Source organism: Colwellia sp. F1 (assembly GCF_056238625.1).
Map to the genome: position 1 here is coordinate 38,923 of NZ_JBWDLI010000018.1, position 18,227 is coordinate 57,149.

The following is an 18,227-nucleotide window of genomic DNA, read 5'->3' on the forward strand; positions in this document are numbered from 1 at the left end:
TATAACTGTGCAGTTGGTGATAGTACTATTTATGATAGAGCAGGTACGGTTTCTGCTAATATCCTTCATTTTGAAGTAGCCTCATTTACATAAGTCAACCACCACATTATCCCTTCTAAGCCACATGTAACAAGTGGTTCAAGTAAAATACGCTTACTCAAACTAAACTATGCGGTTTTTTTATTGTTCGAGTTCACTAGCAGAACGATTAACAATAATAACTAAGGTAAAAATTGATGATACCTAATTATGGTTTGCTCAACATAGGCATAAGCTTGCTTACGCATAACACATTAGGTAGATGTCAACGGAGTTGGTTGATAGGAAATATTAGGTTCCCTAAAAATAAAAATGAGAGAAGAGTAACAGGGGTTATAAATGATTAATAAAAATATACTACATGCATTTCCGGTAATAGTTGCTACATGCCTAGTAGGTTGTGGTAAGGATGACGTTGATGAGAATGTAAGCCGTAATTTGTTCGCCATAGGTGAAACAGTTAAAGCTTTAGAAGATGGAGATATGATTGAAAATGATGTCAGTAAAAATGATCAGGGAGAAGGTTTAACTTACGCCTTAGCTGATGACAATATAACAGGAAATGGGCAATTAACTTTTAACACTGATGGCACTTTTACTTATAAGCCAAACCCTGATTTCTCAGGAAAAGATTCATATAGATATATCGTTACACACGAGGCAACAGGTGAAACTGATAGTGCATTACTAACTATTGATGTCATTAGTGATTACGAAACACCAGCCGAAGCAGGTTGGGTTAATGTATGGCATGACGACTTTGATACTACCCATTTAGATAATACTCAATGGTATAGTGAAAATGCAACCATTGTAGATGGCAGCTTAGTACTTACCTCAAGTGAAGGCATTACCTCGTTTATCAGAGCATTACCAGTATTACCTCAGGGGCGTTTTGAAGCAAGTATTCAAGTGCCTGTTGGTACAAATGTTTTGTCTGCCTTCTCGGCTATTCCCATGGCTGATATATACGATGGTAGTAACAAACTCACTGCGTTCGAAGCTATTGATAATTCGATGATAGCAGCAGCGTACTATGGTTTAGGTTTAACCAACGGCGTTGAATATAACTCAAACTCGGTAACAGCAGCTTCAACTGAATTTCATTCTTACGCTGTTGAATGGAGTGATAAATTTATTCGTTGGTATTTTGATGGAACACATATTCATACGGTTAATAGGATCAATACATGGGCTTACAACTTACTCAACGATGAAGTGATTGCTAATGTATTTAGTGTGGGCAATATTGCAGGCCCTTTTGACCAAGATATGCAATTGGTTATTGAACTAACAAATAATAATCCAGAAGCAGTAACAATGTTAGTTGACTCTGTTAATGTTTGGACTTGTGATCCTGAGGTTGCATTAGCGCTTACTGATTGTGCAAACCCAACCCCTTCAATCGATAAATTAGCTTCTGACGAAATTCCTGAAGTTGCTGTTGTAACGACCGACATATTTGTTGATGGTTATTTTAATAAAGATGACGATGAAATACAGCCTCTTAGTCCACTAGTATGGAAACATACAGATGATGTTATTGAGTTAACCATTAGCAGCTTTAATGATTCAATTATAAAAATAATCTCCTTAGAAGACGAGCATGACTTAGTAATTGATGTGACGTCAACAGGTGGCGATAGCAATATAAATATTTCTGCTCCAGGAATTGAGCTTGTTGGACACAATGCTGTGTTGAGCTTTGATATGTATATAGATAGCGCTAATACGCTAACCGATACTTTCGATATCAGAATGGAGAGTGGTTGGCCCTATATGGGAGTACTGGTATGGAATACCACTGATTTAGCTTTAGACACTTGGGTGACATACTCTATTCCTATTGATGATTTTATTAACTCACCCTTTATTGCTCCTGATTGGTTAACTTGGTTAGCAGGTATTGTTGAAGGTGATTCACTGCCTTTAGATACCCGTAATATAAGCTCCTTATTAACTATTGAAACTCATGATGCTGTGCATTTTCAACTTGACAATATTCAATTAACTTGTCACTCGTCTGAAAGCTGCGTGCAAGCGCCATTAGCAATTCAAGAAGAAGCTGGCTCAGCGGCACCCAGTATTCGCATTGAGGCTGAAGACTACGACAATGCAACTGGTGCTGACCTAACCATTGAAGATAGTGGTGACGAAGGTGGTGGGCAAAATGTTGGTTTTATCGCGGCAGGAGACTCTTTAGAATATAACATTTCAGGGCCAGCTGATGGTACCTATTACGTTGATTATCGTTTAGCCACTGAATCAGGAAGTGATGGCTTTACATTGTCGGTTGATGGCGTTGTGGTTGATACACAAACAGTTGAACCTACAGGTGGGTGGCAAACATATTTAACGCAAAGATCTGCAGAATTTGATATGACAGCAGGTGCACATACCCTGCGATTAGATTTCATTGAAGGGTCTGTGAACCTAAACTGGTTAGAATTATTTACTCCCATCTTTGAAATATTTCTTGAAGCTGAAGACTATGACAATGCGACTGGTGCTGACATAACCATTGAAGATAGTGGTGATGAAGGTGGTGGACAAAATGTGGGCTTTATCGCTGCTGGTGACTCTCTGGAGTACATTATAAATATTCCTGCCGATGGCATTTACAACATTGAATACCGTTTAGCGAGTGACTCAGGAAGCGATGGTTTTGAGTTATCTTCTAGTGGCAATGTAATTGACAGCCAAACAGTAGAGCCTACAGGTGGCTGGCAAACATACCTATCTCAAACATCAACGATTGAGCTGCTGCAAGGTGAGCAAACCTTACGTTTCGATTTTATTGACGGTTCAATTAACATTAATTGGATCAAGATCACAAACTAAACGGCATTATCACTTCTTCGTTATTAACCTTAAATTACGGGGAAGTAAGTTGAATCAATAAAGAAGACTACGATAAAAATTCATAAGATAGTAGTCTTATTAGGGGTAAATAATTATGTATAAAAAAGAATTCAAGCTACACACCCTTGCTATCGCTATTGCAAGTATATTTAGCGCATCAAGTTATGCACAAGAAGAAATGGCCAATGAAATATTACCAACAGAAACTAAACAAATAGAAGTTATAGAAGTAACGGGTATACGCGGCAGTTTATTACGTTCTATGGATTTAAAGCGTGAAGCAAAAGGTGTTGTTGATGGTATTTCAGCAGAAGATATTGGTAAATTTCCTGATACCAATTTAGCAGAATCTTTACAACGTATTACAGGTATAGCTATTGAACGAGACAAAGGTGAAGGCTCAAAAATAACTGTCCGCGGCTTTGGTCCTGAATTTAATATGGTTACCTTCAATCACCGTCAAATGCCTACAACAGGCGGACGTTCCTTTGATTTTGGTAATATTGCATCAGAAGGCGTTTCAGCTGTTGAAGTTTATAAATCCGGTCGAGCAAATGTAGCTACAGGTGGTATTGGTGCGGTAGTGAATGTATCAACCTTTAAACCGTTATCAAAACCCGGTGAGCAAGGTGCCTTTACAATGAAAGGGGTTTACGATTCGGGCACTCGAGAAGGTAGTAGCTTCACTCCAGAATTGGCTGGTTTATATAGTAATACTTTTGCTGATGATACATTTGGTGTGTCTTTATCATTAAGTTATCAAAAGCGAGATGGTGGCGAACAGTCGGTGACAACCCAAGACTTCATGAGTCGCAATTTTGTTACAGAACAAGATATTATAGATGAAGTTGATGATGCTGAATGGGGCTCTATTGCTGTTGGTGACCCCTCGGCCATTAACTTTCCGACCGAAGTCAATGATGGAATTTATTCTATTCCAACTAATATTCAGTACAACCTAGATGACTTCACCCGTGAACGTATAAACGGTCAATTAAGTTTACAGTGGCGACCTATTGAAAGCTTAACTGCCACACTTGATTATACGTATGCTGAAAATCAACAAGACTATCAACATCAAGATGTATCTGCTTGGTTTGACCCTGGTTGTTCAACACGTGAATCTGTATGGGTACAAGAAGGAAAGATATGGTCTCCAACCACTTATAGTTTAATTGGCTGCTCGAACGACAACCTTCAAGGGGTTGGAGTATATGCAACCGTTGATGAGAATAAGTCATTAGGTTTTAATTTAGAGTGGCTACCTACGGATGACTTATCCATAACGTTTGATTATCATGATTCCAGCGGTCAATCAAAGCCTAATAGTAAATATGGCTCGGGGGGGTCTGTTGCGGTAGCCTCATTGAACCGTATTACTACCTCAGGTTACTTTAGCGCCGACGGAATGCCTGTACTAGAGGTTCAGTTAGGGGAGCGTAATTCTTATAACCAAATCACACGTATAGACTCTCTCGATATTAATGATATGCAATTATCAGGTAGTAATTTTGGCAGTTATAAAAATCGTATGGATGTTGAACAGGCTCAATTTGATACTGTATATAAATTTGATGATGGCCATAGTATTGACTTTGGTGTTTCCACTGTAAAAGTTACTAATAGAGGGCAATCTACAAACGTTGCAAGAAACACTTGGAGTGGTGTGGGTACACCGGGTGATATAGCTGATTTATTAACTATCGACACTATAGCTGGTGTTTACGATAGTCTTGAGGGCAGTAATGATCCTCGTCAAGTAACAGAGTTTTTCACTTGGGATTTTGATAGTTTAATTGCCCGGGGTGAAGCGTTATTGCGATCAGGGGCACATGGTACTGTATCCGATGGGGGTCCTTGTTTAACAGGTTTTTGTCCGTCTTATGACTTTGATCTAGATGAAGTAACAACAGAAGAAACGTTTTCAGTTTATGTGCAAGGCCGTTATGTTGCAGAACCATTTGATATGCCAATGAACCTTTTTGTTGGTCTACGTTACGAAAAAACCGATGTGCACTCTGAAGCTTTAGTCCCTCTACAAGATAGAATTGAGTGGAGCATAATCGATAACAACTTTGCCCTCTATCAACAGAAGGATACCGACGGTAATACAATTGTTGGCTTTTCAGAAATTGATGGGGAGTACGATGTATTATTGCCGAGTATCGATTTTGATATTGAGTTTATTGAAGATGTTTACTTTAGAGCATCCTATAGCACAACAATAACTAGGCCCTTGTATAATGATTTAAAAGGAGCATTAAATATTTATTATTATGGTGCTGATGGTGGCGGTGGCGGTAGAGGTAACCCAGCTTTATTGCCTATGGAGTCAGACAACTTTGATTTCTCTTTAGAATGGTATTACGACGATGTAAGTTATATGTCTCTTGGCTATTGGACTAAAGATGTTGATAATTTCATTGTCAGTGAAACATTTGAAGATCAAACGCTATTCTCAGATCTAACTTCTCCTATTGATGGTGCATTATACGACCAAGCTGTAGAGGCTCTTACTGGTGGAGACCCTACTATTAGCTTTAATAATGAAGAGCTTAATCGTTATTTTGCTGACAATTTTGGAGATGAAGTCAATGTAGAAGTTGCTGGCGAAGGTGATGATATCAAAGTGGTTGTTACCGGGTTAGCGACAGATCCTGTTGCTACATTTGATGTAACCATGCCTGTAAACCAAAACAAAACAACAGTTAAAGGGTGGGAATTTGCCATTCAACATAGTTTTGGCGAATCAGGCTTTGGCTTTCAAGCTAACTACACAATAGTTGAAAGCGATTTGGTTTACGATATTAATCTAAATGAGGAGCAATGGGTTGTTCCTGGAATGAGTAATACCGCTAACCTAGTTGCCTATTATGACAAAGATGGTTTGCAAGCACGAATAGCTTATAACTGGCGTGATCAATATTTACAGTCGGCAGCAAGAGATCCTAGATTTGTTGAAGAGTACTTTCAGATTGATGCTAACATCAGTTACGAGGTCACTGATAATTTTTCTGTGTTTATTGAGGGAATCAATTTAACAGAAGAAGATCAAAGAATTCATGGGCGTTCTAGTTATCAAGTACGACAGTACTCAGTAGGTCATGCTCGTTATAACCTTGGCCTTCGTTATTCGTTTTAAGTGTTTTTTGAAGCATTTAATTTATTTAACAAGCCACGACATCTCGTGGCTTGTTATAAATTTATAAAGGAGCAGGCTGTTGGGTGGTAGCAGCACAATTTTACAGTAACTTACGACGCACTCTTTTTGTATTGTGAGGGTGTCATATTTTCAAACTTCTTGAAGAAAGTATAAAAGACAGACTTACTATTAAATCCTACTGCTAAGTATATATCCGTGATTGTTTTAGCACTACATTCTGGGTCAATTAGCATTTTCTTCGCTTCGTCAATGCGGTATTTATTGACAAACTCATAAAAATTAATACCGAAGTGTCGGTTAATCATCATCGATAAATCTCGCGGTATAATTGACAGAGCTTCAGCGAGTTTTTCAAGGGTAATATCTGGCTCCATAAAGGCTTTATTCCTTAACATTTCTTGATGTACTTCCTCAGCCCTATCAGGGTTAATGAAGGCATCGTCAGCACTTTTCTTAACGGTTTTTATATTAGTGACTTGTTCAAAAGTTAAAAAATGGCGCATAGCTGAAAAAACTAACAAATTCACCAATATAAATGACGTATAATTTCCAGTTAATCCAATATTAGAGAATATCTCGGTATTAAATGGTTTAAATAAGTTAATCACTTTACTAATTGACAGCATTGTTTCTGAAATCATTACCAACATAAAGCCAAGCACAAGGCTTTTTAACCAAGTTATATGGCCTTTATCTATATTTGAATACTTATCTTGTAAAAGGTGGTTATATTTACTAATTAAGATGAAACAAAAGACAGCATACGAAGTACGTATAAACTTACTAAAGAACTCCACGCTAACATAGCCAGCACTATATACAAATGACTCGTCTAGCAGTAACTGTTGGCGTTGTTCAAAGGAAAAACGCAGGTAATACTCAAACACCATAAAGACAATATAAGAAACCAAAGGTATTAAATGAAGAAGGTCTAATTTGGTTAATTTAAAGTCTTTATAGATGAGTGATCTAATACATAAGTAGAGTAATGGGCCATCAATAAAATAAGCCATTTGAGGAATGAAATAAATTTCTGGTAACTTAAATCTGATCTGAAATTTAAATTCAGAACCCCACATGATTAATTCATTTGCTGGAATTAAAGCGTGTGCAAAAAGAAAGGCAGCAAGGAAGAATGTACTCTTTAACCGGCTAGTATTTGTTACATATAACAAAGTGCCAAAAAACAAACACTGTAGTGTAGTCATTAACAGTATTACATCATGAAAGTTGAACAATACAGATTGAAATTCAAAGGGACTCATCGTTGTTAAAAGTAGCTTCAGTAGATTTATTTCTGGCAGGATATCACGCTTTAAAGTGGTTGCAAGAACCAAATAAAAATTATCCACATTAAATAATATTAATATAAAACTTCATGTGAATTTACCTGACTCACCGCTTAACCAATGGTTCTAAGTGCGATAAAGGCAAGTAAATATAGCTCGCATTAATACCTACGTTGAAATATCGAAATATCACCTGCAGCCCTTTAAAAGTCAAATGGTTCTTAAGTGAAATATTTACTCATACGATACAAAAAATAAAAATTGTAGTTCGAGTTATTTAATCGGACGACATACTTTACACATTACTATAAAAATCGACTTAACTGCCTTTGGGCGTACTTATCTGAAACTTTACTCAATGAGAATTATATGAATATTCATAGTTCAGCTGGATCTAGCGCCTTATCAGGACAACAAGCACCAGCAAAAAAGCAATTTGCTTTATTTGCCTTAACAGCTTTATTTTTTATGTGGGGATTTATTACCTGTTTAAATGACATATTAATCCCACACTTAAAAGGAGTATTTAATCTTTCATACACTCAGGCAATGTTAATTCAATCCTGTTTTTTTGGTGCCTACTTCTTAGTATCACTTCCTGCTGGTGGCGTAGTTAAAAAAATAGGATTTCAAAAAGGAATCGTCGCCGGGTTAGTGATTGCAGCATTAGGGTGTTTAGGGTTTTATCCAGCAGCTGCTCTCCTAAGTTACCCCTTGTTTTTATTGGCGCTTTTTATTTTAGCAAGTGGTATTACTGTTCTGCAGGTGTCGGCTAATCCATTTGTTAGTTTACTTGGGGATCCTAAAACAGCCTCTTCTCGATTAACATTAACACAAGCATTTAATGCACTAGGTACTACTGTAGCGCCTTTTTTCGGTTCCTATTTAATCCTAGATTATGTTGCTGGTGAAATGGCTCATGTAGGTGGCTCTGCTGAAGCTGTACAAATGCCATATATTTTATTAGCCAGCATGCTTCTTATGTTAGGGGCTGTCTTTGCTTGGTTGAAGCTGCCTGTGATTAAAAATGAAGAACCTGAAAATATCAACACATCAAAAGTAGCTGAGAATATATGGGAACATCGACATCTTGTCTTGGGTGCTGCAGGCATATTTTTTTATGTTGGCGCAGAAGTGTCAATAGGCAGTTTTTTAGTGATTTTTTTTAATGAACCCACAATAGCAGGTTTAGCCGAAGCAGAGGCGGCGAAATATATTGCTTATTATTGGGGAGGAGCCATGGTAGGTCGATTTATTGGTGCTGCTGTGATGCAAAAAGTGCCAGCAGGTAAAGTTTTAGCAATAAATGCAGCATTGGCTATGCTCCTTATCGCAACCTCAGTTTTAGCTGAGGGGCAGCTTGCAATGGCATCAATTCTCATTGTGGGCTTATGTAATTCAATCATGTTTCCTACCATTTTCTCTCTAGCATTGTCTGGACTGGGTAAGTTGACTTCTCAGGGCTCAGGGATTTTATGTTTGGCTATTGTTGGTGGTGCAATAATACCTCCATTACAGGGTCTGCTAGCTGATGATGTTGGTATTCAGCACTCATTCGTTTTACTTATATTTTGTTATCTTTTTATCGTTTTTTACGGTTTAAAAGGTAGCGTTCCAAAAACTAAAAAGGTCAGTTTCTAATGAACTTACAAACTAAAATAACAACCTATTCTATAGTACTAATGTCTACCACGGCTATTTTGTTGGGTTGCAGTAGCAAAGATATAAGCAGCATATCAAAAGCAACAGATGTAAACGCCACACACAATATTAATTTTTGGCCTGAATTGCAGAGTGAGGTTAAGCAGGATGATGAAGTAGAAAGTAAAATCAAATCGATTTTATCTACCATGACGCTCCCACAAAAAGTCGCTCAGATGATTCAGCCTGAAATACGAGATATTACAGTAGAAGACATGCGTAAATATGGCTTTGGATCATATCTAAATGGTGGTGGGGCATTTCCAGATAACAATAAACATGCAACCCCTGAAGACTGGATTAGGTTAGCTGAAGACTTCTACCAGGCGTCTATTGATGACAGCCTTGATGGCTCTACTATCCCTACGATGTGGGGAACTGATGCTGTACACGGACATAATAATGTTATCGGTGCAACGTTATTTCCACATAACATAGGACTAGGCGCGGCTAACAACGTAAACTTGATTGAAAGTATTGCTTCAATAACAGCAACAGAGGTTATGGTTACAGGCATTGATTGGGTTTTTGCGCCAACAGTTGCTGTTGTTAGAGATGATCGTTGGGGTCGAACTTACGAAGGTTATTCAGAGGACCCCGAAATAGTGAAAAACTACTCCGCTGCAATAGTTAAAGGTTTGCAAGGCCATGCCAATAAAGACTTTTTAGGTAACAAGCGCGTTATAAGTACGGTGAAACACTTTTTAGGCGACGGTGGAACTGTAGGCGGTGACGATCAAGGTGATAATATAGCTACTGAAAAAGAGTTATTTGATATTCATGCCCAAGGCTATATCGGTGGACTAAATGCAGGTTCTCAATCTGTTATGGTTTCTTTTAATAGCTGGCATGGTAAGAAGAACCACGGTAACAAATACCTTTTAACGGATGTGCTAAAAAATAAAATGGGCTTTGATGGCTTTGTGGTTGGTGACTGGAATGGGCACGGTCAAGTTGAAGGTTGTACTAATGAGAGTTGTGCACAATCAGTTAACGCTGGGTTGGATATTTTTATGGTCCCCACAGATGCTTGGAAACCTTTATATGAAAATACTATTAAGCAAGTGGTCGCTGGTGAAATTCCAATGTCGCGTATTGACGACGCAGTTAGTCGTATTTTAAGAGTTAAACTTCGTGCCGGATTATTTGATAAACCAAGCCCCAAAAATCGTGTTTTTTCAGGAAAAACTGATTTAATTGGTTCTTCACATCATAGAAAAGTTGCTCGCCAAGCGGTAAGAGAGTCACTTGTCTTACTTAAAAATAATAACCATATATTACCTATATCACCTAAACAAAATATCTTAGTTGCTGGCGATGCGGCTCATAATATTGGTAAGCAATCCGGTGGTTGGTCAATCACATGGCAAGGTACTGGTAATAAAAATGCAGACTTTCCTGGTGCTACTTCAATATTCTCTGGTATTGAGCAAGCAGTTAAATTAGCTGGCGGTAAAGCCACATTAAGTGTCGATGGTACTTACAATGAAAAACCTGATGTTGCAATTGTTGTTTTTGGTGAAGAGCCTTATGCTGAAGGGCATGGTGACATAGATAATCTAGAATACCAACGCGGGAATAAAACAGATTTAGCGTTACTTAAATCTTTCAAAGATAAAGGAATCCCTGTGGTTTCCATTTTCATTAGCGGGCGTCCTATGTGGGTTAATGCTGAATTAAATGCGAGTGATGCTTTTGTTGCTGCTTGGTTGCCAGGCTCTGAAGGGCAAGGTATTGCTGATGTAATAATAAGAACTGAAAATGGTGAGATAAATAATGATTTTATTGGCAAACTATCTTACTCATGGCCATTAAGTGCAACGCAAACGGCGGTTAATCGTTTCGATAAAGATTATGAGCCACTACTACCTTATGGGTTTGGGCTTACATACGCGAGTGAAAGTACTTTAGCTAATGACCTTCAAGAAACAACTGATGCAAGTAATATCACCCCTTCATCGATGGAGATATTTAGTGGTAAAACGTATAAGCCATGGAATTTAAACTTAATTTCAAATAGAAAAACCAGAGGAATAGACAGCAATATTATTGAACATGGAGCTATAGTTTATCGTACAATCGATCGAGTAGTGCAAGAAGATGCACGTAATTTGATTTTTGATGGTAGCGAAACAGCGGGTATATCATTTACTAGCGACAGTCATTTCCCTCAGGATTTAAGGTCTTACATTGAAAAAGAAAGCCACCTAACTTTATCAGTAAGAGTAAATAAAGCACCGTCTTTAGCTGTTAACATTAGTGTGTCTTGCGAAAATAACTGTAAAAAGAAGGTTGATATTAATCAAAAGCTCAATGACTTACCAATTAAACAATGGCAAGAAGTGAAAATTGATTTGTCATGTTTTGCTGATCAGCCAGTAGAGTTTGCTAGAGTTGTAAATGTATTTGAATTGGAAACATCAAGTAGTATGAATATTGATGTTAGCCGTATAAGTATTGAGCCGACCACTGAATCATCAGGCTTGATGTCATGTGATTTGTAATTCGCATAATGGTTTATCAAACAGTACAACAATGGTGATATTGAAATTTAGTTGATACTCCAGTATATAATAAAAAATTATACATGCCTGTCGGTTTGCGCCGCTAGGCATTTTTTATAGATAATGCCCTTTAATATTGTAACAGGTAGGTACTTTCACTCTTGTTGTTCATGCAATTTCGCCTACCGGCAAGCACCACAGTAGAGCAAGCCAAAGTGTGTCTTAAGATTGATACCAAATATGAAATGTAATATACCATTTATAGTTATTTATAAGCACTTTTAAAATCAATATAATAGACGGGATATTATCGGTAGTGAATTTCATTATTTGTTATTAGTCGTTAAATTGAATAACAGGCAACATGCTGTGAACAGTAATCAAAGGAAACGATACTGACTTTGGTTTTCCACTGTTAAAAGCGGGGCTCCCTCAGTTTTTATACATCACTACTACGTTAACAATTTTTAATTAAATGATGCAAAGACCTTATTGGCTATACGCTTTACTGGCAGCATCTCATCGGGCTTATCTCAAGCTCATTTTTAAAGGAATCATTTAGATTATGTGGATTATTTATGCATTGCTCGCGACCCTATGTTTTGGTGCACGAGGAATCATGTATCAATGGACATCGCAGAAAAGAATGGACCGTAATTTATTATTATTCGGTGTGTTTTTTGTTGGCTTTATCATCAGTAGTTCAGGCGTGCTCTTATTAGGCCAACAATGGTATGGCTGGAAAGATCTTACCGTAGGCTTGGCATTGGGCTTTGGCTCTTTTGCCGCCAATGCTTTTTTACATAAAGGTTTTGCAACGGGTAAAGCCTCACTGATTAGCATTTTGTCAGGGTTAACACCGTTATTTGTACTGGGTTTTGCTTTTTTATTATGGCAAGAAACCTTAACAACACTGCAATTAATAGGTTTTTTCATTATTTTTGGTGGCCTTTATATTATTCGTTACTCGAATGATATTTCATTAACCAATTTACAAGGAGCACAATGGGGCTTGCTTGCAGCATTATTTTTTTCCTTTAATGATTTATTAGGTAAGCAATCAACGTTACTCGAAGCTGACATATTCGCCACGTTAACCTCAATGTTCGGCTTTGGTAGCTTATTGTTTGCTATTAGTTGGTTAGCAAAACGCAAAAAAGTAGTGAGCGACCCTAATGACAACCGCCCTAGTTGGTCAGGCATAAAAACCTTCTCTTGTGGGCTACTTGTAGGCTTAACCAATGTTGCTGGTATGGTTGCCATAATCTCGGCTTTTGCCATTGGCAATACTGGCTTAGTGTCAGCTATTTCAGGCATGAATATATTAATTATCCTATTGTATTCACGCATTATTTTAAAAGACTCGTTTACTCGCCAAGAGATTTTAGGGCTGACCACCGCCTTTATCGGGGTTATTGTTCTGCGACTTAGTTTTTAATCGGTTGACAAAATTCGCGGTAACGTATTTTCAATATAAATTTTGTATAAATGCTCATTGAAATAGCAAAGAATTAATAGGAATGTTAAAAATGAAGAAGAAGTTAGCACTTATTGGTTGTGGTTATTTAAGCCAAACTATCGCTAAAGCAGTAAAAGATGGGGCTTTACCAGACTATGAACTGGTAGCAGTATTAGGGAGAAACCCAAACAGAGCCAAGCAATTTGCAGAATACTTTCACTGTAAAGCATACACAGATATTGACGCACTACTGGCGTCAAAACCAGACTTTGTCGCAGAAGCAGCATCAGCTGAATCAGTGGTTGATTATGGCGAAAAAATACTAGCAGGTGGTGCACACTTTATTGTTTTATCTACCGCCGCATTTGCCGATGTTGAACTATACGAGCGCACAGTAAAAACGGCAGCACAGCACAATACTAAACTGTACGTCGCTGGTGGCGCAACCGGTGGTTTTAACCTTTTACAAACCGCTGCATTTATGAGCCCAACCCCAATTGATGTAACCATTACTTCTAAAAAATCACCAAATTTTATTGCGAGAACTCCGTTCAATAAAAAGGGTTTGATGAACATAACTAAAACAGAAAGAGTGTTCACCGGCACCGCCAAGAAAATTATAGAAGTGTTCCCTTGGGTTTTTAATGTTATTTATGCCACTTCACTCGCCAGTGCAGGGCCTGAAAAAACTAAGTTTAATATTGACGCCGAGCCTAACTTCACTGGCGATGACTATCGAATTGAAGTTAAAGGTGACAAGGTTGAACTAGACTTAACAATTAAGTCGGGTGACTATGCGATCGCCGCTTGGAGTGTTGTCGCCACCCTTAACAATGCCGCTTCGCCGGTTGTGTTTATGTAGTCATAATTTACGAGTGATAGCGCTTGTAGAAATTATTGTTTCATAAGTTATTACGTTTTAAAGGCGGGTATAGCGGCTAATGTTTTTCGTGCCGCTATTAGGTCTTTTGAGTTATAAAAAGCAAGGCCACAGTCTTTGTAATGCAGCTAGCAGTCTTTGCAATTGCATGAAAGTAACAAGTCTACAATTCTCTTTCCTTGATGTTGTGAGTTAGACTCAATACTATCGGTAGAGGAGAGTGAGCTTGTTATTAAGTAGGAGTAGAATAAAAATGCGAGATCTTCAGATTGCTTTTTATCATTGTTTACTTCATAAAACAGTGATTGAATAAAAGAAATTCTATAACTTTCAATTTCGTCTAAGGTAGCTCTAGCCACTTTATCTCGTCTAGCCCATGCGCGCAAAGCTAACTCTGTCGAGGCCGCATCAAAAGCACGCTTGCCTTTAAATGGTAAAGCCGCAAGGCTGTTAAGTTGCGCTTTAGGGTCAGTATGCTTGAAACGTAGGTTAGAAATGACAGACTCTGTTGCATTAATTCGCCACTTTTCTAATAAGGCAGTTAATAACTCTTCTCTATTATTGAAATGATAGTAAAAGCTCCCCCTAGTGATTTTTAATTCTTTTGCTAATTTATCCACCCTAACATGATCAATTCCGCCGCCTGAAACTAAAACATTCATGGCTGCTTCTATCCAATCGTCTTTTGTTAAACATTTTTTCACAGTATGTCTCTCTATTATTAAATCAGATCTGTTTTTTATCGTTTTAAAAAACCATTTGTTAGTAAGTGCTAACGTACTTAGCGGACTTGTTTTAATAGTAATAAAGTCTAGATCATACACTATTTAACTCATAAAAATAGGTGCAGCTACCGAGTTTTTAATGATATAGATCACGATTAAATGATATCGCCACTTATTGTTAAATACACAACTGTATGTTAAGTTTATTTAGCTGCCTTAGATATAACCTAAGGTGGTAACAATAAACAAAAACAATAAACTTTATAAAAAACAAAACATTACGGGGTTGTGTGTATGCACTCAAGAATAAAAACAAATACTGCATTAATGTCTTTTCTACTAATGAGTTCAGTTGTGTATGCTGAAGATGGTGGGGAGTTGCAAAAGCTTGAAAAAGAGATAGCGCTTCTTCAACAATCATTGCAAGAGATTAAAGCGAATCAAGAAGTTGCTCAACAAGGTATATCATCAGTGACACCGGGCTACTTTCGTGTGTTAGGTTCGGACACTGAATTTAAAATTAGTGGCTTTGTTCACTTAGATGCCGGCGTTATTGAGAGTGGGGCTGGTATAACTGATAGTAATTTCTCAACCTATGCTCCGGTACTTAATGGCACAGTGGTAGGAACAGATAAAAAAGATACTTTTGATATGTCGTTTCGTCGAAGTCAATTAAGCTTTGACACTATCACTCCGGTGGCTGGTAAAGCAATGCAAACACATATCGAATTAGATATGCTCGGCAACGGTGGTGATGAAAACTATACAAATGGCTATGGTGTTCGCATGCGTCAAGCCTATGTCAAATATGATGGTTGGCTCATTGGTCAGTCATATACTAACTTTCTTAATTTTGCTTCATTAGGAGAACTAGCGAATCTGGGCCAACATGCTAATGCGTTATTTATACGCCAAGCTCAGGTGAGATATACCAGCCAATTTGACGGCGGAAGTTGGAGTGTTTCGGCAGAAAACCCTTATGAAAGTAAGTCAGTGACAATAGCAGGTGATGTGGAGGATACCAATAAAGATGATCAGCTCATACCAGATTTAACAGGCCGTGTAGACTTTAAAGGCAGCTGGGGGACAGCAGGCGTTGCGGTATTGGCGAGAAAGTTTACGATGGATAATCGTCTATCAAATGACTTTGATGACTCTACCATTAGCGGTGCGATGAGCGTAACAGCACGCTTTCCGATATGGCGTGGTAGTTTAGGTGTGCAGGCAAACTATGGGGCACTAGGTCGTTATTTAGAGCTTGGTCCTTACCCTGACACCTATGTTGAAAATGGAAAATTGCATGCTTTTATGGCCAAAGGTGCCTCAGCTATTTATAGCCATACTTGGCGAAAAGGCTTACGCTCTACTCTCGCCCTTGCGCATACAGAATCGGCGCAAAACTTAGCTCAATTCTCACCGAGTTCCATAGATAAAACCTCAACATTTCAAGCGAATGTATTTTGGGACCCTATCGACAAGACTACACTAGGATTAGAGTATGGTTTATACCGTATTGAGCATGCAGATGGACTGACGAAAGATGTATACCGTTGGCAAATGACGGCACAATTTAACTTTTAAACTATGCCTGGCTCACTAAGTTAAGTGCTGCTGAATAAAAAGCTTACTCATAAAAAGTTTGACTATTTATATAGTCAAACTTTTTAATCTGATGTTCAGAAAACGCCTACATGAATGGTTGGTTTAATATGATAAAAACGATTAAGGTATTTAGCTATATCCCTATGTTTATTATGATATTACTTACCCTCGGCCAGAGGTAATAGTACTTGTCTTATGGTGATTGTCTAACGGTATTTGCACAGGCCTAATTGGTTAGTTACGATAAGGTAATATGTCGTTGTGTATTCTTTTGTTGGTTGCCGTTAGTTGGTAAATAACAGCAGGTCACTTAAGTACAGTTCTGTATGTTTTTCTAAATTCCATTTTCTGGCTGGAAGCGGTGGCTGACGTCGCGACTAGCGATCAGTAAAAAATGGGGTTTGTTACAATAATAGTTCAAATATTTCTTCAAGATGAGTATCGCTGTAATCTATACCTACCGCCCTAACTCCTTGCATGGTGTAGTAAAAACAAGCGGCTTTAAGAGCAGCCTGTTGTTCGCTATACCCTAGCTTTTCAAAATTCCCTGATATAAATTTAAGTCTATGATTGTCAACCTCTTTTGTTGTTTTTGTGACGTTTGAATCACTTTGAGACCAATTTCTAATCGCGCGCTCAAGTGCTGCCGCATGGTTGTGTTTTGAATTTTTCTGCGGTATTAAGAATAGTTGCTTCAATTGTGCTTTGTGAGATAAGTCTGAATCACTTAAGCGCTCTATTATGGCGTTAGTAGAACGAGTACGCCAATTGGTTAATATCTTCTGAAATAGCTCTTGTCGGCCACTAAAGTGCCAATAAAAGCTCCCCTTGGTCACTTTTAGTTTTTTAGCTAACGGCTCTACCCTTACCGCTGATATGCCGGCTTTAGCCAGTTCAGATTCTGCAATTTCCACCCAATCACTTGCGGTAAGTGCATTTGATTTTGAAGGGTTTTTATCGGTTAAACTCATTATTCACTCCAATAATTCTCTAAGGGCTAGATTGTATTCTATTTTAGATAAAAACATTAGGGCTTATGGCTAAAAATCAAAAGAAATAGAAAAACATACGCATGCGTATTGACATAGTGGTTGGGTTTGGATTAATGTAATACCCATAGAAACATTACACGACCTCGTCAAAATTGATGTAAAGGAACAAATAAAATGCAAATAACTGAGTCTGGTAAAGGTAAAATAATCGAAGCGTTTGGTTTACAAACAAACTATTTAGAGATGGGTGAAGGGGAGGTACTCCTTTTGTTGCATGGCTCTGGCCCCGGTGTTTCAGCAAGCACAAATTGGCGCAAGGTGATGCCTGAATTAGCCAAGCACTTTAGAGTAATCGCGCCTGACTTAGCGGGTTTCGGACATACAGAGAGAGCAAGTGACTTTGCTTACGACATTAAGCATTGGGGCAAACACTTATTAGGCTTTATGGACGCCTTAGGTATCGATAAAGCGCATGTTATTGGTAACTCTTTTGGCGGTTCGCTAGCTTTAGCTACCGCGGCACGTTTTCCTGAGCGCTTTGAAAAATTGTGTTTAATGGGCACACCATGTGACAAATTCTTGATGACACCAGGGTTGCGCTCTGGTTGGGATTACACCCCATCACGTGAAAACATGCGTAAAGCGATGGCGCATTTTCCATTCTTAGCAGAAACAATCACCGATGAACTGGTTGAAGAGCGTTATCAAACTAGTCTTATTCCAGGTGCGCAAGAGGGGCTGCGTAAACTATTAATCAAACCCAATGAAGAAGGTGACACTGAGCTTTCAGGTATGCCAGAGCATGTTGTCGCGAAAATAAATCACCCAGCGTTAGTACTTCATGGCCGAGAAGATAAAGTTGTCCCCACTGAAATGGGGCTCAAATTAGGACGCTCAATGCCCAATGCTGATATGCATATCTTTGCTAATTGTGGTCACTGGGTCATGGCAGAAAGACCTAAAGAATTTTTACAGTTAGTCATTAATCATTTTTTATCTAAATAAACAGGT

At 38.2% G+C, this 18,227-nt stretch carries 11 protein-coding genes; 8 read left to right on the forward strand and 3 right to left on the reverse strand.

What is annotated here, in order from left to right; translation table 11 throughout:
- The first annotated feature begins 378 nt into the window (after window positions 1-378).
- Window positions 379-2,880, forward strand: a complete 2,502-nt coding sequence (locus tag AC0UA9_RS15205) for a carbohydrate-binding protein (RefSeq protein ID WP_475661240.1) — start codon at window positions 379-381, stop codon at window positions 2,878-2,880.
- Between the two features lie 115 nt (window positions 2,881-2,995).
- Complete coding sequence (locus AC0UA9_RS15210) at window positions 2,996-6,043, forward strand: TonB-dependent receptor (protein ID WP_475661242.1); 3,048 nt, start codon at window positions 2,996-2,998, stop codon at window positions 6,041-6,043.
- A gap of 110 nt (window positions 6,044-6,153) precedes the next feature.
- Here AC0UA9_RS15210 and AC0UA9_RS15215 read toward each other — a convergent pair whose 3' ends face one another.
- The gene (locus tag AC0UA9_RS15215) at window positions 6,154-7,416 is read right to left on the reverse strand and encodes an AraC family transcriptional regulator (protein ID WP_475661243.1); all 1,263 of its coding nucleotides are present in this window, start codon (window positions 7,414-7,416) and stop codon (window positions 6,154-6,156) included.
- Window positions 7,417-7,722: 306 nt separating this feature from the next.
- Here AC0UA9_RS15215 and AC0UA9_RS15220 point away from each other — a divergent pair, with 306 nt between their 5' ends.
- The 4 genes from AC0UA9_RS15220 (at window position 7,723) to AC0UA9_RS15235 (ending at window position 13,879) form a co-directional block, all read left to right on the forward strand.
- A complete protein-coding gene (locus AC0UA9_RS15220; protein WP_475661246.1) occupies window positions 7,723-8,994 on the forward strand; it encodes a sugar MFS transporter in 1,272 nt (423 codons plus the stop codon).
- Entirely contained in the window at window positions 8,994-11,558 is a 2,565-nt protein-coding gene (locus tag AC0UA9_RS15225; protein ID WP_475661248.1) for a glycoside hydrolase family 3 protein, read from the forward strand. Before AC0UA9_RS15220 ends, AC0UA9_RS15225 begins: the two co-directional genes overlap by 1 nt.
- A gap of 565 nt (window positions 11,559-12,123) precedes the next feature.
- Window positions 12,124-12,996, forward strand: coding sequence for a DMT family transporter (locus tag AC0UA9_RS15230; RefSeq protein ID WP_475661250.1), 873 nt, complete (start codon window positions 12,124-12,126; stop codon window positions 12,994-12,996).
- A gap of 91 nt (window positions 12,997-13,087) precedes the next feature.
- The gene (locus AC0UA9_RS15235) at window positions 13,088-13,879 is read left to right on the forward strand and encodes an aspartate dehydrogenase domain-containing protein (RefSeq protein WP_475661252.1); all 792 of its coding nucleotides are present in this window, start codon (window positions 13,088-13,090) and stop codon (window positions 13,877-13,879) included.
- A 146-nt stretch (window positions 13,880-14,025) separates the two neighbouring features.
- On the opposite strand, the gene AC0UA9_RS15240 is transcribed toward AC0UA9_RS15235, so the two are convergent.
- Window positions 14,026-14,601, reverse strand: coding sequence for a TetR/AcrR family transcriptional regulator (locus AC0UA9_RS15240; protein ID WP_475661254.1), 576 nt, complete (start codon window positions 14,599-14,601; stop codon window positions 14,026-14,028).
- A 315-nt stretch (window positions 14,602-14,916) separates the two neighbouring features.
- Here AC0UA9_RS15240 and AC0UA9_RS15245 point away from each other — a divergent pair, with 315 nt between their 5' ends.
- The gene (locus tag AC0UA9_RS15245) at window positions 14,917-16,203 is read left to right on the forward strand and encodes a DcaP family trimeric outer membrane transporter (protein ID WP_475661256.1); all 1,287 of its coding nucleotides are present in this window, start codon (window positions 14,917-14,919) and stop codon (window positions 16,201-16,203) included.
- A gap of 425 nt (window positions 16,204-16,628) precedes the next feature.
- Here AC0UA9_RS15245 and AC0UA9_RS15250 read toward each other — a convergent pair whose 3' ends face one another.
- Window positions 16,629-17,195: a TetR/AcrR family transcriptional regulator gene (locus tag AC0UA9_RS15250; protein WP_475661257.1), complete on the reverse strand. Its 567-nt coding sequence runs from the start codon at window positions 17,193-17,195 to the stop codon at window positions 16,629-16,631.
- A gap of 195 nt (window positions 17,196-17,390) precedes the next feature.
- Here AC0UA9_RS15250 and AC0UA9_RS15255 point away from each other — a divergent pair, with 195 nt between their 5' ends.
- A complete protein-coding gene (locus AC0UA9_RS15255) occupies window positions 17,391-18,221 on the forward strand; it encodes an alpha/beta fold hydrolase (protein WP_475661259.1) in 831 nt (276 codons plus the stop codon).
- Window positions 18,222-18,227: the final 6 nt, after the last annotated feature.